General features: G+C 41.6%; 27 protein-coding genes, 2 pseudogenes and 1 other annotated feature. Of the genes and pseudogenes, 4 read left to right on the forward strand and 25 right to left on the reverse strand.

Annotated features, from left to right (window positions below):
• Nucleotides 1-16: 16 nt before the first annotated feature.
• Genes pheA through spo0B form a run of 4 tightly spaced genes read right to left on the reverse strand, consistent with a single transcriptional unit; the run spans nt 17 to nt 3,292 of the window.
• Nucleotides 17-874, reverse strand: a complete 858-nt coding sequence (pheA, locus tag BFW96_RS12915) for a prephenate dehydratase (RefSeq protein WP_014664840.1) — start codon at nt 872-874, stop codon at nt 17-19.
• A gap of 16 nt (nt 875-890) precedes the next feature.
• Complete coding sequence (thrR, locus tag BFW96_RS12920; RefSeq protein ID WP_003222630.1) at nt 891-1,334, reverse strand: transcriptional regulator ThrR; 444 nt, start codon at nt 1,332-1,334, stop codon at nt 891-893.
• Between the two features lie 60 nt (nt 1,335-1,394).
• Nucleotides 1,395-2,681: a GTPase ObgE gene (gene obgE / locus BFW96_RS12925; RefSeq protein ID WP_069839617.1), complete on the reverse strand. Its 1,287-nt coding sequence runs from the start codon at nt 2,679-2,681 to the stop codon at nt 1,395-1,397.
• Nucleotides 2,682-2,713: 32 nt separating this feature from the next.
• Nucleotides 2,714-3,292 carry a sporulation initiation phosphotransferase Sop0B gene (spo0B, locus tag BFW96_RS12930; RefSeq protein WP_014664842.1) on the reverse strand — a complete coding sequence of 193 codons (579 nt, stop codon included), beginning with the start codon at nt 3,290-3,292 and terminating at the stop codon, nt 2,714-2,716.
• Between the two features lie 77 nt (nt 3,293-3,369).
• Here spo0B and BFW96_RS21535 point away from each other — a divergent pair.
• Nucleotides 3,370-3,494: pseudogene (locus BFW96_RS21535) on the forward strand (hypothetical protein).
• Between the two features lie 120 nt (nt 3,495-3,614).
• Here BFW96_RS21535 and rpmA read toward each other — a convergent pair.
• From rpmA to radC, 11 genes and pseudogenes are all read right to left on the reverse strand, one after another.
• Nucleotides 3,615-3,899 carry a 50S ribosomal protein L27 gene (gene rpmA / locus BFW96_RS12935; RefSeq protein ID WP_003222623.1) on the reverse strand — a complete coding sequence of 95 codons (285 nt, stop codon included), beginning with the start codon at nt 3,897-3,899 and terminating at the stop codon, nt 3,615-3,617.
• Nucleotides 3,900-3,911: 12 nt separating this feature from the next.
• Complete coding sequence (locus BFW96_RS12940) at nt 3,912-4,250, reverse strand: ribosomal-processing cysteine protease Prp (RefSeq protein WP_014477547.1); 339 nt, start codon at nt 4,248-4,250, stop codon at nt 3,912-3,914.
• A gap of 2 nt (nt 4,251-4,252) precedes the next feature.
• Nucleotides 4,253-4,561 (reverse strand): 50S ribosomal protein L21, encoded by a 309-nt coding sequence (rplU, locus tag BFW96_RS12945; protein ID WP_010330275.1) that lies wholly within the window; start codon nt 4,559-4,561, stop codon nt 4,253-4,255.
• 13 nt (nt 4,562-4,574) lie between these two features.
• Nucleotides 4,575-4,650: a sequence feature (ribosomal protein L21 leader region), on the reverse strand.
• Between the two features lie 57 nt (nt 4,651-4,707).
• Entirely contained in the window at nt 4,708-5,574 is an 867-nt protein-coding gene (spoIVFB, locus tag BFW96_RS12950) for a stage IV sporulation intramembrane metalloprotease SpoIVFB (protein ID WP_014664844.1), read from the reverse strand.
• The gene (gene spoIVFA, locus BFW96_RS12955; RefSeq protein ID WP_069839618.1) at nt 5,567-6,361 is read right to left on the reverse strand and encodes a stage IV sporulation protein SpoIVFA; all 795 of its coding nucleotides are present in this window, start codon (nt 6,359-6,361) and stop codon (nt 5,567-5,569) included. The genes spoIVFB and spoIVFA overlap by 8 nt, the downstream gene beginning before the upstream one ends.
• A gap of 148 nt (nt 6,362-6,509) precedes the next feature.
• Entirely contained in the window at nt 6,510-7,316 is an 807-nt protein-coding gene (gene minD / locus BFW96_RS12960; protein ID WP_014664846.1) for a septum site-determining protein MinD, read from the reverse strand.
• 1 nt (nt 7,317) lies between these two features.
• A complete protein-coding gene (minC, locus tag BFW96_RS12965; RefSeq protein WP_014664847.1) occupies nt 7,318-7,998 on the reverse strand; it encodes a septum site-determining protein MinC in 681 nt (226 codons plus the stop codon).
• A 52-nt stretch (nt 7,999-8,050) separates the two neighbouring features.
• Nucleotides 8,051-8,569, reverse strand: a complete 519-nt coding sequence (mreD, locus tag BFW96_RS12970) for a rod shape-determining protein MreD (protein ID WP_014664848.1) — start codon at nt 8,567-8,569, stop codon at nt 8,051-8,053.
• Entirely contained in the window at nt 8,566-9,438 is an 873-nt protein-coding gene (gene mreC, locus BFW96_RS12975) for a rod shape-determining protein MreC (RefSeq protein ID WP_040082268.1), read from the reverse strand. The genes mreD and mreC overlap by 4 nt, the downstream gene beginning before the upstream one ends.
• 30 nt (nt 9,439-9,468) lie before the next feature.
• Nucleotides 9,469-10,482, reverse strand: a complete 1,014-nt coding sequence (gene mreB / locus BFW96_RS12980) for a cell shape-determining protein MreB (RefSeq protein ID WP_003229650.1) — start codon at nt 10,480-10,482, stop codon at nt 9,469-9,471.
• A gap of 91 nt (nt 10,483-10,573) precedes the next feature.
• Nucleotides 10,574-10,876: pseudogene (gene radC, locus BFW96_RS12985) on the reverse strand (RadC family protein); the annotation flags it as partial.
• A gap of 130 nt (nt 10,877-11,006) precedes the next feature.
• On the opposite strand from radC, the gene BFW96_RS21730 reads away from it, so the two are divergent.
• Entirely contained in the window at nt 11,007-11,159 is a 153-nt protein-coding gene (locus BFW96_RS21730; RefSeq protein ID WP_042975112.1) for a hypothetical protein, read from the forward strand.
• Between the two features lie 538 nt (nt 11,160-11,697).
• Here the strand turns inward: BFW96_RS21730 and BFW96_RS12990 are convergent.
• Complete coding sequence (locus tag BFW96_RS12990; RefSeq protein ID WP_069839619.1) at nt 11,698-11,940, reverse strand: helix-turn-helix domain-containing protein; 243 nt, start codon at nt 11,938-11,940, stop codon at nt 11,698-11,700.
• Between the two features lie 507 nt (nt 11,941-12,447).
• Here BFW96_RS12990 and BFW96_RS12995 point away from each other — a divergent pair.
• Both BFW96_RS12995 and BFW96_RS21665 read left to right on the forward strand, forming a co-directional pair.
• Nucleotides 12,448-13,032, forward strand: coding sequence for a hypothetical protein (locus BFW96_RS12995; protein WP_069839620.1), 585 nt, complete (start codon nt 12,448-12,450; stop codon nt 13,030-13,032).
• 12 nt (nt 13,033-13,044) lie between these two features.
• Nucleotides 13,045-13,191, forward strand: a complete 147-nt coding sequence (locus tag BFW96_RS21665) for a hypothetical protein (RefSeq protein WP_159427647.1) — start codon at nt 13,045-13,047, stop codon at nt 13,189-13,191.
• A gap of 22 nt (nt 13,192-13,213) precedes the next feature.
• On the opposite strand, the gene BFW96_RS22155 is transcribed toward BFW96_RS21665, so the two are convergent.
• The 9 genes from BFW96_RS22155 to BFW96_RS13035 are packed head-to-tail and all read right to left on the reverse strand — an operon-like array spanning nt 13,214 to nt 22,861.
• Complete coding sequence (locus BFW96_RS22155; protein ID WP_069839621.1) at nt 13,214-14,143, reverse strand: N-acetylmuramoyl-L-alanine amidase; 930 nt, start codon at nt 14,141-14,143, stop codon at nt 13,214-13,216.
• Between the two features lie 41 nt (nt 14,144-14,184).
• Nucleotides 14,185-14,607 carry a phage holin family protein gene (locus tag BFW96_RS13005; RefSeq protein ID WP_069839622.1) on the reverse strand — a complete coding sequence of 141 codons (423 nt, stop codon included), beginning with the start codon at nt 14,605-14,607 and terminating at the stop codon, nt 14,185-14,187.
• Nucleotides 14,608-14,647: 40 nt separating this feature from the next.
• On the reverse strand, nt 14,648-15,487 hold the full coding sequence (locus tag BFW96_RS13010; RefSeq protein WP_069839623.1) for a glycerophosphodiester phosphodiesterase: 840 nt from the start codon (nt 15,485-15,487) through the stop codon (nt 14,648-14,650).
• A gap of 18 nt (nt 15,488-15,505) precedes the next feature.
• A complete protein-coding gene (locus tag BFW96_RS21170; protein ID WP_083252875.1) occupies nt 15,506-15,649 on the reverse strand; it encodes an XkdX family protein in 144 nt (47 codons plus the stop codon).
• The gene (locus BFW96_RS13015; RefSeq protein WP_069839624.1) at nt 15,650-16,003 is read right to left on the reverse strand and encodes a hypothetical protein; all 354 of its coding nucleotides are present in this window, start codon (nt 16,001-16,003) and stop codon (nt 15,650-15,652) included.
• A 13-nt stretch (nt 16,004-16,016) separates the two neighbouring features.
• Entirely contained in the window at nt 16,017-17,549 is a 1,533-nt protein-coding gene (locus BFW96_RS21920; RefSeq protein WP_069839625.1) for a phage baseplate upper protein, read from the reverse strand.
• Nucleotides 17,550-17,561: 12 nt separating this feature from the next.
• Nucleotides 17,562-20,129 (reverse strand): peptidase G2 autoproteolytic cleavage domain-containing protein, encoded by a 2,568-nt coding sequence (locus BFW96_RS13025; protein WP_069839626.1) that lies wholly within the window; start codon nt 20,127-20,129, stop codon nt 17,562-17,564.
• 10 nt (nt 20,130-20,139) lie between these two features.
• Nucleotides 20,140-22,005, reverse strand: coding sequence for a phage tail protein (locus BFW96_RS13030; RefSeq protein WP_234698039.1), 1,866 nt, complete (start codon nt 22,003-22,005; stop codon nt 20,140-20,142).
• A 22-nt stretch (nt 22,006-22,027) separates the two neighbouring features.
• The gene (locus BFW96_RS13035) at nt 22,028-22,861 is read right to left on the reverse strand and encodes a phage tail domain-containing protein (protein WP_069839628.1); all 834 of its coding nucleotides are present in this window, start codon (nt 22,859-22,861) and stop codon (nt 22,028-22,030) included.
• Nucleotides 22,862-22,873: the final 12 nt, after the last annotated feature.

Genomic DNA, 22,873 nt, shown 5'->3' on the forward strand with positions numbered 1-22,873 from the left:
CTCTAGAGGGCTTTTTTTATAATTGGTAGGACTGGTATGCACCCAAAAGCTTCACTTTGCAGCCAAGCGCTTCAAGCTCCTGCATGGCTCCTGGAATCAATACATCATCAAATGCTTTCTCAATATCAATAATAAAGAAATAATGGCCTAATCCCGTTTTAGTCGGACGTGACTCAATTTTTGACAAGTTTAAATTTCTCCAAGAAAATGCAGACAGCACTCTATGCAGCGCCCCCGACTGATCATCCTGCGGAAGCATGACCATTAAGGTCGTTTTCGGCCTGGAACTCAATTTTGAATTCACTTCAAAAGATATGTTTTCATCCGGGGACAGGATAACAAATCTTGTATGATTGTCCCTATAATCCTGTATATCACGTTTCACGATTTTTAATTCGTATGTAGAAGCTGCCATCTCATTGGCAATGACCCCGATATTCAGCTCGGGATGGTCACTGACAAACTTTGCTGCCGCCCCGGTAGAATTGGCGTATTCATATGGAACGGAAGGAAATTGACGATGGAGAAATTTATGGCATTGCGCAATCGCGTGCGAATGTGAGTAAATTTTGTCGAGCTCTTTCCACGCATTCTCTCTAGAGGGATGGACGAGCAAATGCTGATGGATCGGCAACGTCATTTCACCCACGATTGGCAAGGGCTGTTCATGTATTAAATAGTCTATTGTCAGATTTACTGATCCTTCTAATGCATTTTCCAAAGGAACAAAAGCGAAATCAACTTCGCCTGCAACTGCCGCATCTATACACTCCGGAATGGTGCGGTAAGCCACATGTTCGGCGCCGTTTTGAAAACAAGAACTGACTGCTAGATGTGTAAATGTAGCTGCTGGACCTAAATAACCGACTTTCATGACGATTTTCTCTCCCTTATGCACCTGAACCTAATATTTCAACCTTTTCTACAAAATCAAACTTCCTGAGCTTATTCATTAATGTATGAATGTCTTCTTCCATTGCAGACGTACTGATAGACAGTGTCACATTTGCTCTCCCTTGAAGCGGAATGGTCTGGTGAATGGAAAGAACGTTGCTACCAGAATCAGCTACCGCCTGAAGGAGCTGAGATAACGCACCTGACCTGTCCTCTAAATGAAAGAAAAGTGTGATAATTTGTTCTTTAACCATAGTATAGAATGGAAAAACAGCATCTCTGTATTTATAAAATGCACTTCGGCTTAAATCAACCTTTTGAACGGCATCTGCTACTGAGTCTGCTTTTTTTCGATCAAGCAGCTTTTTGACTTCCAACGTTTTTCTCATTGCATCGGGCAATACATCTTCACGGACAAGATAAAATGTCTCCTCTTTCATTTGCATCTCCCCTTTAAAATAGAGAGCCTGACACCAGGCTCTCTTCTCAGCCAACTTTCATTAATCAATAAATTCAAATTCAAATTCCAGAAGCCTGATAATATCTCCATCCTTGGCTCCGCGTTCTCTGAGTGCTTCATCAACACCCATTCCGCGCATCTGTCTCGCAAACCGTTTAACCGATTCATCACGTGAGAAATCAGTCATCTTGAATAATCGCTCAAGGCTGTCTCCTGAAAGCACAAATACACCGTCTGGATCGCGTGTAATGTTAAATGGCACTTCTTCATTTTCCATCGTGTACATGACACGGTTTTGTGTAAGCTCTTCCTCATCATACAGCGGGAACTCCGGTGTGTTCTCAAGCTGATTGGCAACCTCAAACAGAAGCTCGCGAAGGCCTTCTCTTGTCACCGCGCTGATCGGGAATACCGGATAATCATCCGTCAGTTTTTCTTTAAAGGCTTCAAGATTTTCTGCAGCTTCCGGCATGTCCATTTTATTTGCAACGATAATTTGCGGACGCTCAGTGAGTCGCAGATTATACTCGCTCAGTTCCTGGTTAATCGTGACATAATCATCATACGGATCGCGGCCTTCTAAGCCGGACATGTCAATGACGTGAACAATAACCCGTGTCCGTTCAATATGGCGCAAAAACTGATGGCCAAGTCCGACGCCTTGGTGTGCGCCTTCAATCAGTCCTGGTAAATCTGCCATTACAAAGCTGCGTCCGTCATCCGTTTCAACCATGCCGAGATTCGGCACAAGCGTTGTAAAGTGATAGTCCGCAATTTTCGGTTTTGCAGATGAGACAACAGACAGCAACGTCGATTTTCCTACGCTCGGGAACCCGACGAGTCCGACATCTGCAAGCACTTTTAATTCAAGAACAATGTAGCGTTCTTTTCCCGGCTCGCCGTTTTCTGAAAGCTGAGGCGCAGGATTAGCCGGTGTAGCAAAGCGGGAATTCCCTCTTCCGCCTCTTCCGCCCCTTGCAATGACAGCCTGCTGTCCGTGCTCTGTTAAATCAGCGATGACCTGCTTTGTATCATCGTCTGTTACAACGGTGCCTGGTGGAACTTTAATAACCATATCATCGGCATTTCGCCCATGCTGGTTTTTGGACATGCCATGCTCGCCGCGAATCGCTTTAAAGTGTTTTTTGTATCTAAAATCCATTAGGGTGCGGAGACCTTCATCTACTTCAAAAACGACGTCTCCTCCCTTTCCTCCGTCGCCGCCGGCAGGGCCGCCTTTTGGCACATACTTTTCACGGCGAAACGCAACCATCCCGTTGCCGCCGTCGCCGCCTTTTACATATACTTTGACCTGATCTACAAACATAATGTCCTCCGTTCTAACCGTTAAAAACTCCGCTAGTCCAATCCAATTTCAATCAGACATTCGTGACTTGTGATTTTAAAACGCATGATATCAACTTCCTCATATCCATTCTGCCGAATATCATCAAAAGCAGATGGATCGGCAAAGGCGCCGTGGAAATCAAGGTATAGAATCAATTGTCTGTCAGGATGATCTGTTTGGAGCGAAACCGTTAAATGGTTTTCACTCTCTCTGCTGACCGCTTGATCAAACAAATCAAACAGCTTTCTCATCAGTTTCGCCAGCTTTTGGTCATAAGCCGACAAATCCTTAATTTCTCCAAGAACTTCATATTCAAGCGTCATATAATGGGTTTTCCAATTAAATGTAAGAAAATCAAACGCCAAATGCGGTGTTTTCAGGTTTGAGAGCTTTGATTCGTGCTTTGCGTCTATAACCATTTCTTCAATCATTTCAAAGACGCGATCATACTTCTGTAAGCTTAAGTTTCCTTTAATCAGCTGCAGCTTATTCATCCAATCATGCCGGGAATGGCTAAGCAGATGAATCAGTTCGTTTGTTAATGCCGTGTCGCTTATATTTTCTTCTTGATTTTTTGAAACATCCTTCATTTTCGCACTCCCAATCATTTAATTTCTTATTTAGGAGTCTGTATAAGTGTGTATTATGAATTATAACAGAGAAGGCTTTGTTAGAAAAACAATTGTTTTTCCCAGAAATATCATGTTCCTTTTTTCTGGCGCTTTGGTTGATTTGCAGCCAGGCAGAACATTTTATGTATTACTGCTTGGGGAACATATCCAGTGGGTTTGAGATGTTTATTCTCATTCTTGGCGGGGTCTGCTCGCACATACTCTGCATTTCATTCTAGGTGTTTACTCCGCGTATTGCAAAAAAAACTCCAGTCATCAACGACCGGAGTTTTTTGAATCATTATTGAGCTACAGGATATACGCTCACTTTTTTGCGGTCACGGCCGAAACGTTCGAATTTAACAGTTCCGTCGATTTTCGCAAATAGAGTGTCATCTCCGCCGCGGCCCACGTTTTCACCTGGGTAAATTTTTGTTCCGCGTTGACGGTAAAGGATAGAACCGCCTGTTACGAATTGACCGTCAGCACGTTTAGCACCTAAACGTTTAGCCTCAGAGTCACGTCCGTTCTTTGTAGAACCTACTCCTTTTTTAGAAGCGAAAAACTGAAGATCTAATCTAAGCATGTAGCTCACCTCCTATATTATGTTTGTGGTCACACGCAAGTTGTCTTTGTAATCCCGTTCGATTGTCTCAAGCGAAACAATCATGCCTTCAATCAGCAGCTGAGCTTTTTGTCGCGCATCCGGATCAAGAGATTCAGGAAATTCAAAATAAAAATAACCCCCGTCCTCCCCTATATCAAGAAGCGGCTCGAAGCCTGCGAGCACAATGACCGCGTTAACGGCTCCAAACACAACGGCTGTCACTCCGGCACAAACAAGATCTTGTCCATGTTCAGCAAAATTCGCATGGCCCGTCATTTCAAAAGACAATATGCCTTTATCATGAGACCTTCTGATTGTTGCCTGAATCATGCTTACGCGTTGATTTTTTCGATCGTCAATTTAGTGTAAGGCTGACGATGACCTTGTTTTTTATGAACGTTTTTCTTTGCTTTGTATCTGAAAACAGTGATTTTTTTCGCACGGCCTTGTTTTTCAACTTTAGCCGTTACTGTCGCGCCTTCAACTGTAGGGTTGCCGACTTTCACGTTGTCTCCGCCAACAAACAAAACGTCTTCAAAAGTAACTGTTTCACCTGCTTCAGCAGCAAGTTTTTCGATGTAAACAGTTTGGCCTTCTTCAACTTTGATTTGTTTACCGCCTGTTTTAATGATTGCGTACATTCTCTGCACCTCCTATTAGACTAAGACTCGCCAGATACCAGGGGGCTGTAAAAGCTCTTAACACCTGTACTGAGCGGTTGTAGCAATGGTGCTACATCCATAACATTAAAAAATATACCAAAATACAAGACGTTTGTCAATCGATTTTAGTAAGGCAGCAGCAGTTCCTCCATGGAGGAATTCGTCCGCTTATCGGCAAAGTAAGCGTGCAGCACTTCATTCTCGTCAAGCTGGCTGAGCTTCTCGCCTGATTTCTCAATAATAATTGGATGTTTGCAGCCGCGTTTGAACTCGGCCATCACGTGATAGACTTTATCCTCCGCCTTTACTGTCAGCGGCAGAAGTTTCTCAAGATCCCGGTTTTTTCCGTAATACCTTTCAAGAAGAAATCTCACATGGATATAGTGCCTTTGCCTATATTCCTCAAACAAAGAAACAGCCAGAAAGACAAACAAAACCCATGCGCTGATTTGCAGAGGAATCACAAATAAAACCCAGCACCCAAGCAACAGGCAGAAGCAGAGCGACGTTTTTAGATTGAGCCGGTGAGCCTTTTGAAAGGGCAGCTGTTTGGAAAACAACAAAAATAACAGTTTTCCGCCATCCAGCGGCCAAATCGGCAGTAGATTGACAAATAAAATAGAAAGATTATAAAAGGTGAAGAGTTCAAAGGTATGCTGATGAATCACTGAGGCTTCTGCAAGCATCCAGGCAGCAACCTGAAGCCAGATGTGCTGAAGAGGGCCGGCAATAATGACCGCAAATTCTTCCTTTAACGGCCGATTCCCATGCTCTTCCACTTCAACCGTTCCGCCAAACGGCAGCAAAAATACACGCTTGATTCTCCAAGAAAAAAACACAGCCAGAGCAGCATGCCCCAGCTCATGAATCAATACAATCAGGAGCAGACATAATAATGCTTTCATATGGCCTGTGAGCAGCCCCAGCGCCGCAATAATCCAAAGAAAAGGATGCACATGGATCTTTAAGATAAGGTCGAGCCATTTATTCAAATGAAATCACCTGAATCGGATCAATAAATTTATCGCCGTCTTTCATGGCAAAATAATAGACCCCTTTATTATGATCATCAAGCTTAATTGAACCAAGCTTTTTGCCTTTATCCACAAAATCATATAAAGCAACATCCACATCTTTGAGCTCGCCATAAATACTGTAGGTGTTGTCAGCATGCTGCACCTTAACCGTCAATCCCGTCTGGCTGTCTTTGCTGACTTCAACCACATAGCCTTCCTTTACGCTATCAATCGTATCGCTGCTTGTTTCAACTTTAATTCCTTCCCCATTGTTCTGAAAATCCTGCTGTACTTTCCCGGATGCAGGCGCGACCAGATCTTTGCTTACTTCAATCTGCTGTTCCTTATCTTTGTGTTCAGGAGCCAGAAAAGCAAGCGGATTTCCAAATTTCGTTTCAAACCAATGGCTTGCCGAAGCAAATTGAAATTCAGTTTCGAAAGTTTTGGCTACGGCGGGTTTAATCTGGCTGACGGGTCCAATGTTTGTTTTATAGGCTATAGCGGAAACGAGAACAAGGCAAGCCGAAAGAAGACATTTCAGGATAATTGAATCTGTTTTCACCAATGGGTGTTTTCCGTTGAATGTTGGCATGTTATCTTCGTAGACCGGAAGTGTTCCATGCTTTTCCTGATCCGTTACCATCACCCAGGTCGGGGGTTTCTGCTTTTCAGAAACTGTCTGAGTAGAGAAACGTTTTGAGCTGGAAAGCTGTTTTCTTCTTTTCTCTAATCGTTTTCTGATTTCATCTGCTCTGTGACTCATTGCCATCATCCTTTGCATTCGTTGGGTTTGTACATCATATGTCTTGTCCATGGCAAATATTCGGTTTAGTCAGGAACAAAGCAGACAAAAACAAAAAAACCTGACACAGCATTTGCTTTGTCAGATTCTTCTCTTTGATTCTATCACATTAAGATCTTACGCCGAAAAATGACTTAATCTTAGCCATCATTCCTTTGTTTTGCTCTTCAAGCACTTGTAAAGGAACAGATTCACCTAAAATACGGCGGGCAATATTTCGATATGCAATGGAAGCGCGGTTTTTCGGGTCCATCGCAATCGGTTCGCCATGATTGGAAGCTTTAATGACTTCATCATCATCAGCCACGATTCCGAGCAAATCGATCGACAGATGCTGTACGATTTCGTCGATATCCATCGTGTCACCGTTTTTCATCAGGTGATTTCTGATTCTGTTTACAACAAGCCGCGGCGATTCAACATTTTCTTCTTGCTCCAGCAGCCCTATAATACGGTCAGCATCACGAACGGCTGAGATTTCAGGCGTAGTGACCACAATCGCTTTATCAGCTCCAGAAACGGCATTTTTGTACCCTTGCTCGATTCCCGCAGGACAGTCTATGATGACATAGTCAAATTCCTGTTTGAGCTCTTGGACCATGTTTTTAATTTGTTCAGGAGCAACAGCTGTCTTATCGCTCGTTTGAGCAGCAGGCATTAAATAGAGCAGATCATCAAAACGTTTGTCTTTTACGAGCGCCTGATGCATTTTGCATCTGCCCTCTACAACGTCTACAAGATCGTAAATAATTCTATTTTCAAGACCCATTACAACATCAAGGTTGCGCAGTCCTATATCAGTATCCACTAAGCATACGCGCTTCCCTAAAATGGCTAAGGCGGTACCGAGGTTCGCAGATGTTGTTGTTTTACCTACTCCGCCTTTTCCCGAAGTTATTACGATAGCCTCACCCAATTCACATTCCTCCCTCAAGCCTTGTTAGATCAGGTCTTAAATGAGCCAAATGTTGAAGGCGTTCAATGACCATATTTCCGTCTGTATCTAAATAAGCACATTCCATTTCGTTCCCTTTTTGAATGTGGTCTGGGGAGCGATTTAACACATGATTGATTCTTAATTGTGTCGGCAGCATTTCAGAGGCGGCGATGACCGCTTGATTATTTCCGTTAAAACCGGCGTGCGCGATTCCTTTCAGAGAGCCCAGAACAAAAATGTTCCCTCCGGCCCTGACTGTTCCGCCGGGATTCACATCACCGATCAGGAGCAAGTCGCCTTTTACCTGCAGCACCTGGCCTGAACGGACAATTTTTGAAACAGAAATAATTTCGGCTTCCTCTTTTATCCGCTGTGCTTCTTTTTTAGTAATGACTTCACTGTCAATAGAATGAACAAACAAATCTTTCTTTGACGCAATCAATTCAGTCAGCTGTTCCTCTTGCTCCTTATATAAAAAGCGATTTCCCAGCTTAACATGGACGCTGATTTTCTGGCCTTTTCCATCGGTATATTGTTCAATTGACAGCATATTCTGAAGACCATCGAGAAGCTCATCAAAAGAACACGCATCATCCAGATGCAATGTTAACCCATTCTTTGTTCCTTTTATCGTTACATATTGCTGCTTTTTGGTCTTCACAATATTCACCTCAACAACATACTCATTTCGTCAAAAAAAGATAAAATCCTTTTTACTCATCTCTCAATTCTTTCTTTAGACTCATAAAAAATAATCTAAACGGCAGAACAAGAATAAGAGCTGCTACAATATTCAATAAAATTGTCGGTATAAACCGGTCAAGCACAAATCCGTTAAACGTCATAATATCTTTATGAATCAAAGACTGAATGCCGAATACGTAAAATTCGAGCAGACAGACAGCCAGAACCGCTATCAATATCACTACAAAAGCGTTTGTATGCAGCACTTTAAACGCTTTTGAAGCCAAATAGCATAGCCCTGCAAAACCAAACATGTAAACGCCTAATAGACTTGTATAGTTCATGTCATATAGAAAACCAAAAATAAATCCGTAAATCATCGCGTGTTTTTGGTTGATAAAAGCCGACATGAATATCAATACAAGCATCAAAAAACGCGGAGCGAGCACTTGGTCGTCTGTAACGAAAGGAAAATGCACCAAATCTGTAAAAATGCTTTCCGCAGAAAAAACAAGCATCATAACGAAAGGGAGAAGGAAACGTTTCACGATCCTTCCTCCTCTGTATCGACAGTCGGCACGTCACGGTTAACAACGATCACATTATTTAAATCGGTAAGGTCAGCCGCAGGTTTTACATAAGCAACCTTCGTTAATCCATAGGAATCTGACTCGATATCAGTCACTTCACCGATTGTCAGCCCTTCTGGGAAAACACCGCCTGTGCCTGATGTTTCAATAAGATCGCCTTTTTTCACGTCTTGTTTATCCTTACGCTCAATAATTGTCATCTTCAGACGTTTTTTCTCTTTGTCATATCCTTCGATCAAGCCGTAGCCTTTGCTGCCTTTTTTTCCGGAAATTTTCGTCGCGACTCTGTTATTGCGGTCAGTATCGCTTAAAAGCTGAACAGTTGAAGTGAAATTGTTCAGTCCGGAACTTTTGATCTTGCCGATTAATGCACCTTTTTCGTTCGTAACGGCCATATCTTTCGCTACGTTTTGCTGAGTCCCCTTGTTAATGGTGACCTGTTTCGCCCAATTATCAGGGCTTCTGGCGATGACCGTTGCCAAAATCGGCTTGTAATCCTTAATCGATTTGACATGGCCAAGCTCGGCACGCAAGGATTTGTTTTCTTCTTCAAGCTCTTGAAGCTTGGCTTCATATTGTGTCTGTCCGTCAAGCTTTTCTCTCAGACGCTCGTTTTCTTTGTATGTGTTTTTTAAATCATTGATGTTCTCAAATATTCCTGCAAAAAATTCGGCAGGCGTATGAAAAATATTTTGAAATACTCCCGTCGTATCGCCGATCACTTTCTCAGGCCAGGTGGTATTGCGGCCGCCCTTCAGCGAAAATCCAATCATAGCCACCAATATGATAATACACAGAAGTAATAGCATTAACCGCTTATTCGGCATCGTGTTACACCTCTTCTATTGAACTCCCGATTATCTAGTTTTCCCTTTGAAAAGATGGATGTGCTCCAGTGCTTTCCCTGTTCCGATCGCTACACAATCAAGCGGATCTTCGGCGATAAGGACCGGCATTTTCGTTTCTTCGCTAATGACTTTGTCCAAATTGCGAAGAAGCGCTCCGCCGCCGGTTAACACTATACCTCTGTCCATGATATCTGCTGCAAGCTCAGGCGGTGTTTTTTCGAGTGTGCTCTTCACGGCTTCAACAATTGTAGATACAGTGTCGCGTAGAGCGTTAGAAATCTCTTTTCCTGTAATTTCGATTGTTTTCGGCAGACCTGTCAGCAGATCGCGTCCGCGGATTTCCATGTTATCGGACTCTTCAGGAGCTTCTGCAGATCCGATTTCCATTTTAATCGCTTCAGCCGTACGGTCACCGATCATCAGGTTGTATGTTTTTCTGATGTAGTTGATAATCGCGTCATCCATCTCATCACCGGCTACGCGGATTGATTGAGACGTTACGATGCCTCCGAGGGAAATAATCGCAACTTCTGTCGTACCGCCCCCGATATCAACAACCATGCTACCAGTCGGTTCCCAAACTGGAAGATTGGCTCCGATTGCTGCAGCAAATGGCTCTTCAATCGGATACGCGTCACGCGCTCCCGCCTGTCTTGTCGCATCGATAACAGCGCGTTCTTCAACAGCTGTAATACCTGATGGAACACATACCATTACATATGGTTTTCTGGCAAACATGCCTTTATTTTTAATGGCCTGATTGATGTAATATTTCATCATCGTCGCCGTTGTTTCATAATCAGCGATAACGCCGTCTTTCATCGGGCGCAGAGCCACCACGTTGCCCGGTGTCCGTCCAATCATATTTTTCGCATCATTTCCGACAGCAACAATCGATTTCGTATCCGTCTGCAAAGCGACAACTGACGGCTCTCTCACAACAATTCCTTTTCCTTTTACAAAAACAAGCGTATTCGCAGTTCCAAGATCTATACCAAGGTCTCTTGCACCAATTCCAAACATATGTATGTATCTTCCTTTCTTAAAGCAAAAATACCCTAAAGGGAAAAACTCATAAACTCTATTATAGCTTAATTCGACGAAAAAAAAAGTGTTACAAATATCCTTTTTCCTTTAAACTCACAAATTTTTTGTCCCCGATCACCAAATGGTCGAGCAGCTCGATGCCAATCAGGTTTCCGCATTCAAACAGCCGTCTTGTCACTTCAATATCTTCCCTGCTCGGCGTTGGATCTCCAGATGGATGATTATGAACACAGATAAAGGAAGCGGCAGATCGCTTAAACGCTTCTTTAAACACCTCTCGCGGGTGGACAATAGATGAATTCAGGCTTCCGATAAATACGGTGCGTTTATGGATGACTTGATTTTTTGTATTTAAGTATAAACATGTGAAATAGACATAAATACAGAAAATATCTAAGGATACGTATGTTAGACGCACAGCTGCACGAAATGTTTCAAAAAAATTTTTCTGATTTTAAAAAAGGTTTATAATTTAAGTAGAAATAACCAGGGAGGCACTTATGAACATTAATAAAATAAGATCAGCGCTCTACAAGTCGGCTAAAATTTTAGGAGATGTTAATGCTGCTAAAAACGGCACTCTCGGGAAACGTATTGCCCGCCGTGCAGCCGGTAAAGCAACAAATAAACTATTACGGAATCTATTTAAATAAAAAAGGAGAATTTGGGAAGATGCAGTATTTGTTATTATAGAGAGGAGTGATCAAGATGAAAATTCAACGTGAGTTACCTGTTGGAACACACCATGACCCACCTGTAGGAATGGGGTTAGGTCGTGAAATAAGAGTAGGTGGTTAAATAAAAAAGGCCTTTCGTATGACGAGAGGCCTTTTGTTTATTGATGGACACGGCAGCCGCAATCACAATGGAAATGGACATGCCTGTTACCGTACCAATCGCAAATATAATTAGTCGATTCTTTAAGGCATGATGGGCAAGTGATAGCCGGTTTTTCTGCTGGCTCTCCTTCGTGCTGCTCGTATATCTCTATAACTTCATTAATTAGGAAGGTAGTTCTTTCAAGTTCTTCAAGTAGTTCTTTTGGTAGCTCTTTCACACCTATCACCTCAAAAAGAAGATACCAGAACATTCGTTCCTAAACAATTGAAAAACCTTCAGTTCGAGATAAAAGGGAGAAAAGTACCATGTGATTCCTAGATAAGTAAAAAAGCCCTGCTCATATGAGTGGGCTCAATTATTATGGGGACGATATTTTTTATTTGCTTCAAGTTCTTCTTTTAAAGCCTCCGCATCCTGGCGTAAAAACAAACTTGTGTTCCCTATCTTCTTTACAGCTTCGATGCGCTTATCACTTATCAATTTACTCATGCGCTGCTTATTTACCCCTAAAATCCCGGCAACTTCGGAAGTGCTGAGGACCTCAGTTTTTACAAAGCCCTCAACCTCCTGGCGACCTCTTAAATGATATTCCATGTTATTTTCTCCTTAAAGCAATGTCCTTGAGAACAGCATAAATTGTCAATGCTACAATTATAGCCATTACAGACGTTGTAAATGCGTTTGTCCAAAAGGAGCGCACGCTTATTGCTGCCGCACTCAAAAGAATTAATGAAAAGATGAACTTTTGGTTTTTCTTCATTTTTTATGCTAGACTGATTATAATGTTATTGAGAAGCGAGCTCCCACTCGCTTCCCTGCAATCGTTAATCCTTCTTATTATCTTTCTTGTTACTATCGTGGGACTGCTGAAAAATCCAACCGATAGAAACAACATAGAAGATAATTTGAAGGATTTTTATTATGTTGTCTAGCATTTCCTCACCTCCTTATATATTTATTATAGCATATCTGTAGACTAACGTCTATACATATAGGGGAATATTTTGCATTAGCTGAAAATATTTCTTGCCTTCAATTAATCCAGTTATATAAAATATCTTTAAGAAAAAGGCTGCATATAACAATTAGAAAGGAAAAATAATGGGGACTTCACAAGAACAGGAAAGCACTGTACAGATCAATTCACAAGAACAGGAAAACACCGAACAAATTAGTTATCCGAGTGTTGAAACTCTTCTATCTACTGTCACCAGAGAATACGACACAGAAGCTAATAGAAAAAGAGATATTGAAACTAGAGCTGGTGTCCTCATTGCCCTGTTAGGTGCTTTAATAGGATTTTATACATCAGCTTTGGATTTTTCATTTTTTAAAAAAGCAAATAGTTCAATAGAAATTCTCTGTTTTGTAATAGTAAGTGTATTGTATATATTCCCCGCAATTATGCAATTAATTGCTTTTAAACATTTGATTAATGTCTTAAAAACTTACGAATATGACACTCTTGGTTTAGGCGGATTCGACAAAGAACACGTTGCACAAAAACCTAAAGAGAATCTTCAATTTAATTTGACAAAACAATACAAAAAAATAATTGTTGTCAATCGTAAAGCAAATGATACTAAAGTTGAACTTTTCAAAAAAGGAATTAAAGAGATTTACATATCTATAATTGGCATAGTAGTTGTATATTTTATGAAACAAATATTACTTCTAATTGTTTAAGGGGGTGATATAATGGCTGATAAAGAAGAATGGTGGCAAGATACTGCTGAAGATAAAAAATCTGATGATGATTACGGTTTTAGTCCTAGAAAGGTTGAAAGCAACGAAAAGAAATTAAAAGAGATGATTGGAATGAAAAAAGATAAGCCCTCAATGTAAACCATGAGGGCTTTTTTTATAACTATAGTAGTGCTTTTAATTTTGATTTTGTTTTCGGTCCGTAAATGCCGTCAGCAACCAATCCATATATGGATTGGAACCGTTTGATCGCGTTTGCTGTTTTCGGACCATACACGCCATCAATGCCATTATTCTTTGCCCCTTTATCCGGGTAGAAATAAAGAGCTGCCAGCGCTTTTTGAATCCGCCTTACATCATCCCCTTTTCTCATAGGGTTTGTTACTTTAAAGATGCCAGAAGGCAGCGCATATGACGTTTTTTTGCTGCTTGGTTTAGGGCTGGAGCCTTTAAGCTTTAGCTTTTGGCCAACTGTGATTTTATTAGGGTCTTTAATGTTATTCCAGCTCTGAAGGTTTGCCACACTCCCCCCGTGCTCTTTTGCAATTTCGGAAAGTGTATCGCCTTTTTTGACGGTGTAGGTATCTCCGGTGGTTTTCTTAACTGTTTTTGTCGGCGAAGATGCAGCACCGTTGATTCCTGCTTTAAATGAATCCCAACGGTCCAGCAACTTCCGAGGGCACTCTTTACCTGACCAATGTTTATGAGGCACGACATTAGCAAAAGAAATCCCCTGTTCTTTCATCAATTTCTTGATAAGCCACTGAGCATTTGAAACAGCTTTTTCAAAGTCCCCATCACTATTTTCACAGATTTCAATACCAATTGATTTACGGTTTCCTGTCCCGTTTCCGTCTCCTGCGTGCCAGCCATTTTCATTTAAAGGAAGGTGTTGATAAATCTTTTCATCATCCACAGTAAAGTGCCAGCTGGTTGCTGTTTCCGGATTTTTAACATACCGAGCATGACTGGCAGCGTCCGCACCTTTTGCAGTATTCGAAGTATTATGAACCGTAATATACAGAGGATTCATAGGGTATGCTGGTCTGTTTTTATTTCCTTTCGGAATGAAGTCTTGGATAATATTCACCATGTTTCATCGTCTCCTTTTTGTGTATAGAAAAGGCCGCCGGGTTATCCAGCAGCCTGTTCATCCTTTTCGTTTGTTTGTTCGTTGTCATTTTCGATTACGTGAAGCCGGTCCGTGATAGCAGCCGGAATCTTAACGCCGATCTGTGCAAGGTTCTCCGTAATGGAAAGCCCCTCATTGGCGATATAAAAAAGAACGGTTCCAAATGTCAGGACACCGTTCAGACTGAGGATTGTATCTACGATATTTGCCACAATGACCACCAGAAAACTGAGCATTTTTCGGACATAACCGAACCAAGCGCTTCGGCTGCGGAGCTCCTTAAACTTCCACGCTTTCACCACACCGGTAAGGATGTCAATGATGTTCAGCACCAGCATTAAATCAAGATATTTCACACCCCCAAACAGATAAACTCTCGCTAAATCCAATGTTTCAAAATTAATAAACACAGATGTCTCCTCCATTTCTTGTTATCACCTCCTTAGAGGCAAAATAAAAAACCCGTCAATTTGACGAGTTTATTAGTCTCTTTGTATAAGCAGGGTTATTAGAAAATAATCCATCCACCCTTAAATTAATCATTTTCATTGTTTGTTTTTCCTCATTCTCCGCATCGAAAAAGACATGAATCTTTAAATTCGCGGCATGAATTTTTCCAACTGTGGATTTATCAACTAATTTGGCATTAGGGCCTACTGCATAAGCGTAACGTTTTATCTGCTTTAGCTTATCGCTATTTAAGACCTTCACTTCATCATCACCAAGTAAGCGTACCAGCGGTATCTCTTTATTAATAGAATGTATCTTCTTTAAACTCTTTTCACTGAATGATTGTAATACCACTTTGTGTTCAGCTAAAAGATTGTATTTATTTAGAATGTCAATGAGTTTTTGTTCCATTACTAGGTTTCCGTTATCATCTTCTCTCGTTTCTATATAATACTTTGTTGAAAGACCAAATTCTTTTATTATCTCTTCTATTGTCAATATTTTTTGACTCTTACCTGCATTGAATTTTTTTAATTGAGACAGAGTAAGATCCTGAATCTTTCCTTTTCCGTTTGTTGTTCTTACAACATCCTTATCATGAATAGCGACCAACTCATGATCCTTTGTTTGCCTTAAATCAATTTCAATAAAATCCGCTTTATCTTTTATGGCACGCTTATATGAGAGTAATGTATGTTCCGGCTCTAACGCTGAAGCGCCCCTATGTGCGATGATTAATGGATGATAATCAGGTGTTTTTGACGAAGAACCTTTAACAGCAGCTGTGCCGCTATATGTTGAACACCCACTTAATATAATAAAAGCAATAAAAAGTAAATAGATAGTATTTTTCATAGATTTAAATTATCATATTTAATCTACAGTAACAATATCTTCCTTAACTATTTCTTCATATTGACTTTCGGTTATTTTATTGAAAGAGACAAAAGCTTTAACGTCATCCCTTGAATAACATCCCCATTTATAACAAGTAAGTATGCTTTTATACCAGTCCATTTAAACAACCCCTTTTTGTGCAAGTGATAATATTAAATCGGCGTACATATTAGCTTGTTGCTGAGCCATCGATTGAGTTTCAGCCAATTGTGAGATAAGTAAAGCATTTTGCTGTTTTAGTAATTCCAAATCTGAAGGTTCTCTGGTGGGTTTTAGGCTTATAATGTATTCTTTGGTTGCTGCCTCCCCCCATTCGTTCAATTCGGGATTGAATTTAGGCTTATACATCCCATCAGGCGGTGCAATCTTTGTGCAATTATTAGGGAGACTTTTTCCACCGTTAGCGTCTATTCCATCGACTATTACAGGTGTTTCAAATATAAAATCGTCATTATATTTATATACTTGTATCATTTATATATTCTCCTTAAACAGCCTTAAAACTAAACCCTAAACTAATATAATCATTAGGCTTAACTGTATTTGAACAATTTTCTATAATAACTTTCCCATCAATATCTACAAGCAACCTATGTGTCTGTGGAACGCCTGACATACCACCTTGAGAAGCTACTCCAACCCACTGGATGGCTCTAGCTGGTCTGTATCCCTCAGGTAAAATAAAGGCAGGAACCCCAAATCCTATTATTCCTTTTGAAATAGCACCTTCTACAAATACTGTACCTGTTACATCCTTGGCATATCGTACTTTATATTTTGTTTGGTCTGTTGCGTTTGAATCAGTGTAATTCACCCAACTATTTTGTAACGTCGGGGAGAACCATGTTAAATCTGTTAGTTTTTTTTCAAGGTTATCAGTGTATGACCTGGCATTGTGCTCTGTTTCTAATTTAGACCAGCCAGTCCACCCTTGATTTAAGTTCAGATAATTTGTAAAGACGTTATTTTTATAATCAATTGCAACTACATAACCAAATGTGCCCTTTCCATCACTATCCGTTGACGTAAAGTGAAAAAATCCTCTAGTTGATAATGAAGAAGGACCATTTGTTGACTTTCCTGACGAATAAAAGGTACCGAATTGCTTTCCAGCTTCAACAATTTCACTCAGAAAATCATCCGTATCTCCTATTGATATAAGAACTCCGCCTGCATCATTTGTAATTTTAAGAAGTTGAGCACTATTCCATTTCATACGCTCAGCCGCAGTTATGTGTTTTGCCATATCCGCAGCATGGACATCTGTGTAGGCTTTCGCATTAGCCTCGGCAGTATTCCATTTGTCCTTATCTGATTGGGTGACGTGAATATCCGTTTTATTTGCATGGGCGTTCACTTTTTCCTGTGCGCCGGAAGGAGTCTCCTTTGCATTCCATGCCTCGCGCTCTTTTGTCGTAATATGCTTTGTCTGATCATTTGCGTGTTCATCGGTATAGTCCTTTGCGTTTTGTTCCGCGGTGTCGGCCTTCTCCTGGGCACCGTCCTTTGTTTCAATTGCTTCGAGGTCGGCAAACTTCTCACGCAGCTCTTCAACTGTTCGGCTGATTTCGTCCACTGTCTGATTAATGCCATTCCGTAACGTCTCAAAATCATCAATGTAGTACTCAGCTACTGGGACAATGTTCTGATCTTCCAATGTCTTTGATATCGTAAAAGTAAAAAAGGAAGTAGCCAGAGCCTGACCATTTGTGTAGTAAAGCTTTAATTCTGCCTTCACAATGCCGTAATGCTTCAATTCTTCATCAGACAAGATGTATTCAGCTTTTCCGTTCACTTTGTCTATGAGAGTGAGACTCTTTTTGTAGAAAGAGCCGTCCGGATAAAGCAAAACAATTTTTGCATCGACCGCGGACAATGGAAGTGGGGCACCGTCTTTTGTAAAAGAAAAGGACAGCTTGGCGCTGCCCGTGTCTTGCGTCATAAATTGAATGTTTGTTGCTCTCCCGTCTGATCTGCGGGAATTGATATCATAAGTAACGTTTGCGTCTTTATAAATCAAGGTTCAGCCTCCTTAATGCTGCGGTGTAACGATCATCTTGGCTACCCCGTAGCCTTTTTCTTCGTCGTATGGCATTTCAATTTTCATGACAGTGCCGTATCCATTAGACTCAGCTTTTGTTGCTATTCCATTAATGGCAGAGACGCTATCACCTACCCGTACTGTGGAGTCAATACGAACAAACACCTGACCAATAAGCCCGATAACATGCCACTCGTCTCGTTCTTCACGAGGCTTATATTCTTCAGAAGGATCGTAGTCTGGATTTTCCGCCGGGACGGTTATAACCCGGTCACCGTCGTAAACCTCTCGATAAATAATGCCGCCAAACTCATCCCTCAAGTACCGGTCTTTCCAATCGAAAGCAGCACCACCGAGGACAAGCCCGGCCGTCTTCGATACGACACCCAGAATTTTATCGCCAGCTTCGGCTTTCCGAATCTTTTCGCCTTCCAAAGCTACAAGATAGGAGGCTTCAATTTTCTGACCGTCAGTTGACTCAAAGTATTCCGCGAAGTCTTTAAGGTCTGAGACGCTTTCCACACGGTTTGTAGCGCGTACATTACCGCCCATTGCGTCTAACTCGATCTTTTTGTTTCCTTCTGATGGATTACCGTCACCATGCCCTAAAGCGATGCTGTATTCCTTGGTATTGATTACATTTTTGGAAGCCATAACAACCGAAGAACCGCTGTCTCCTTTTGTATGAGAGTCCCATGAGAAAAGCACACCATTGCGCGAGCCTTCTGTGGACGCCCCGCCAGCATTCCCGGCAATAAGGTTGCGCTCCCCTTTTGCAATTGCTGAGCCGCTATTGGCAATAATAGCGCTTGTGTTGGTTAAGGGTGTTCCGGTCGTGGTAGCAGCGCGGAAGCCGCCTTTCATATTGTTTGGAACAGTTTTATATTTTTGCCCTGCTAAAATTGCAGCGTCTGTATAGCCAACTGCACGAACGGCAATGATCTCTGTCTGGTTGTTTGGCGATGTGATACCAGCTGTTCCGCCCCTTGTATGAGCAATGCCATTCATTAACGTAACGTTATAAACGCCACCCCCGATACCAATTCCAACGGGTGCCGAGTCATGAATTGTAAAACCTGAAATGTGAACATCATCCGTTCTTTGATCTCCTCCATAAATATGGATGTCTGAGCCTGCTGTGGCAAAACCAGAAATTTTGAGGCCGCTAACATCAATTTTTCGGCTTTTGTATTGGAAAGTAATGATATTTGTTCCCTTATAGTTATATGCGGGGTCGCCGATAGCCGTAAAACCAATGATATTAACTCGCTGATATGCAGAGACAGCAAGCGCCTTTGGCTCTAAACCCGCATAAAGATCATTGAAAACTGGCTCTTTTGCTGTGCAGTTCACCAAGGTAACGTCCCGTGCTGTTTCACTCCACGGCTCGCCAGCCAAATGATGCCCGATGTGCCGAAGATCGTAAGAACGCACATCCCGGAAAGATTCATGTCCGTGAATATGAATGTTTGATGGTGCCGGCCATTGTGCATGAGCTTTCACTTCTACCCCGCGAATATTACCTTCAGTATAGTTATTTAAGAGCCACACGTTTTTTGAACCGTCGTCAACTTCAATTCCATTTGAATTGGCTTTGCCTGCCGCATGAGCTGTTCCCGATGGATTCAGACAGACATTATTTGTAATGAATATATTTTCACTGTAGTGGGTTGTTATTCCGTCGTCCCCGTATCCTTCGCAGATACAATGATCTATCCACACTAAGTTACTTCCGTTTTTAGTGTAGTCGCTGTCTGAAATATCGTAAGTAGGCGCAGAAATATCAATCCCATGTAACGCCGGGTTCACAGTGCGTACTCTTTGTACCCATGCATTAGTAACGTGAGCTAACAACAAGCAGCTGGATTTAACCCCGCCCATCGCTTTCATCGTGCCATTTTGTCGGTTCCGGTTCCAATCAAGGGTCATGTCACGAATCACAATATTTTTATTGCCCCCTTGATGATCAGCATTTGTAATCACCCATTCATCAGACGGCGTATTTTCATGAAGAATAAGAGTCGTGATATCCAATCCGTCACCTTCAAAAATGACATTATCCTTTAGTTTTACGCCGCGAACAACGTAGACACCTGGGCCCAACTTAATTTTCACTTTACCGTTACCCATGGCCTTCACAATTGCATCGGAACTGTCTGTCACTCCGTCTGCAACGGCTCCGTAATCATCCACATGAACAACACGTTTTATACGCTTATTCAGCCTCATGTAATCCCGATCAAGCCGTTCTTTTAATAAGGGCGCAATATTACCGTCAGCATCAACACGGGCATCGACGACCTCTTTTACATTTGTTCCGTCAGCATTAAGAATCAAATTTCGCATCCGGTTATAAAGGCTTTCAATATATGTGCGTAAAGAAAAACCGCCATGGTCGATTTGATCCGACGTATGGGCGGTCTGTGATTTTTCATGATATTTTAATTTACCTTCTAAGAGATTGACCTCATGTTCTGTGGCCTTTGCATTTTCATCAAGTTGGCTAAATAATTTTGTGTTTGGGGCATCACCATGCCTTTTGTTTAAATAAAGCGTCATAAAGTCACCTCTATTTTTGTCCTACTATGAGGATTTTTACTTTCGATCCGTCTGGAACTCCAAGAGGATCACTGAGTTTACCATCTTTATATAGGGTTATATTAATCTTGTTTACGTCAACATCATCAACATAAAGTGAGTAGCCCGCCTCTTTCATAATAAAATTAGCATCACCGGTCACATACTGGATGGTGTAATCATCGTCTGTATTCAAAGAAAGGATGCCAGATTCCAAGGAAGCAAAGCCTTCGCCATAAGACACAGACCATTCACCATTTAAGAATTGAATAGAGAAAGTATATGTGGTCTGCTGAGACGGTTGTGCAGTAGCCAAGCTCTGCTTAATCTGAGTGATTTCAGCCAACCCGGTGGCCAATTGATTTTGATAATTCTTGATCGCCTGCTCCTGATTCTTTGCACGCTTTTTCTCTTCAATTTCCATGTCTACCCGGCTTTTTCGTTTCCCGTCAATTGTTAGGTCAGAAGGCTGTTCTGGTCTCAGTGGGTTATATGAAGCCCCTGTTGCTCTCAGCTTCCCATCAAATGTAATTCCGTTTAGAGGCGTGTCAGCATATACACGAATGGTGTCCCCTGCCATAACCGGCTCTTCTATATCAGCCAAGGCCTGATCTAACAATTCCACATAGTCGGCATCATAGGACACCTCTGCGTAAGGATTGACTTTGGTTTTAAGCAGCTTAATCATGTCATCCTTTGTCTTGATTGAATCATCCGTGACCGGTTCCGCCCAGGATGGCTGCCCATTGATTAGAAACTTTTCTTCTTCCGGGTGAACATAGGTGACTGGTGGAAAGATATACTTTTCATCCTCATTCTTAAAAGTTCTGTACACCCCGATAATGTTGCCGCGCAGAAGATACATGACCGGGTCGACTTTCTTTGTGCCTTTTGTATTAGGGTTATTGCTGTCCCTGCTTTTAAAGGTAGCCACTACCTTATAAGTTTTACTGTCCAGGCCGCGAATGATATCAAACTCTTTTTCTGTCGGGGCTGAATCTTTATAGACAGATATGGTTTTCGTCTGATCGCCTATCTTAAATTCCCATTTACCACCCAGCTTTGACACTAGGGTTTTAAATTTAAAGCCTGTCCCTGTGAAGGAAAAAGAAAACGTGGCTCCTATTTTCTTGGTGTAATCTGCTTTTAATGAACTATTATACGTCCAAGTGCCTGTTTTGGAATCGTAGGGAATGGACTGATCGCCCAGGATGTCTTTATCTTCCTTGAGCTTCCCGTATCCTTTCACCCGCGTTGTCGTGTTATCTTCACTTGTTGTAATCTGTAAAGACGTGAGATTCGAAAGGTTATCCAGCCTTTTTACAATCTCTTTGCCGGCTTTTTTGTAAATGTATAAATGAGTGTTATCCGGGATGATCTCCACTCCAAAGGTGGAAATGATTTCATCCATCAGCTCGGAAGTCTTTTTATTGCCGAAACCCTCCAGCTTTTTAGCGTCGATCTCCTTCGCATCAGGCATAATTGTAAATGTGATTTCACTGCCTTTTACTGCGTGCTTAAGTGCTTCATTGAGAGTTTTTGTACCTTCAATAGTTTCATGAACAACATGCTTGATCGCCCTAAAGGAATAGATATGCGTAGCTGTTATGTCTTTTGTCAGCAAGGCCCCTTCTTGTTTAATAGTGGGCGTGTTAATAAAATACTGCTGCTTTTTATACCGCACCTCGTCGATAATAATAAAATTCCTTCCGACTAAAGCATTGAAAGGAATCTGATTGTATTCAGTTAAAGTAATTGAGAAAGACAAATCCTTTTTCCCAGTGATATCATCGTTCACTTTGGGCTCAACGTGAATGAGTTCATGCTGTTGACCGGTTTTAATGTCATGTACAAACATCTGATTCAAAGAGCATCACCCCCTATTTATAATAAAAGTGTGTAATGAATCGGATATCGCTGTAAGTAGCGCCGGCAATTCTAAATTGATTCTGGCCGGCTGCAAGAGTCGGGAACCGCCCACTTCTATCGGAAATAGGTGCAGAGTTCTTCAAAATGTGGTGCTTCAAAAGAGTTATCTTATCCGTTTTTGAAAATTTCCCGTTCAGCATCAGGGTTTCGTTTGTTGTGATATTAGTGATTGAAATATCAGTACCCTGCAGGTACATTTCGACGTTGTAATTATAATTAATCGGGTCCAATTTTACGTCCCCTATGTTATCCACTATAAAAGTGTTTTTATTTTGAAAGCGAAACACAGGGATTGAGTCCCGCCGGATATTCATGCCCAAGTGAAATTTTTCGTCCTTCAATTCCATAGATACTGTGCTGTCATATAGTGACTCAGCAAGCCCCTGAATGGCTGTCAATGCAATATCCACTTCCTGATACTTTTTGCCGTTTTCTTGATAGATAGAAAATGCGTCATCACACGTAACAAGCCACCGTTTATAAGGCTGCTGTGTATTGATCACATAGTAAGGGTCCTCTTTTACAAAAAGGTTGTAAACGGCGTCCCTTTTGATCTGGAACTGATAAGAACTGTTTGCCTCCACAAGCACTTTTATGTTGATTTTTCTATCTGTGTAACGCCCAGTGTTCCCCCGCTTAAGCATCATCGTCCCATTAATGAGCGCGTTTGTCCCTGCCGTCTGCCTTTCGAACACTGGCGCCTCTGGCCTAAATGAAGAAAGCGAGACACCTGGAAGAGTCTCGCTTAAATACTTGCCGTCTATTATTAGATCATAGTTTATCAACCTACCACTCTC

The sequence above is a fragment of the Bacillus sp. F56 genome, from assembly GCF_001748205.1.
GTDB lineage: Bacteria > Bacillota > Bacilli > Bacillales > Bacillaceae > Bacillus > Bacillus stercoris.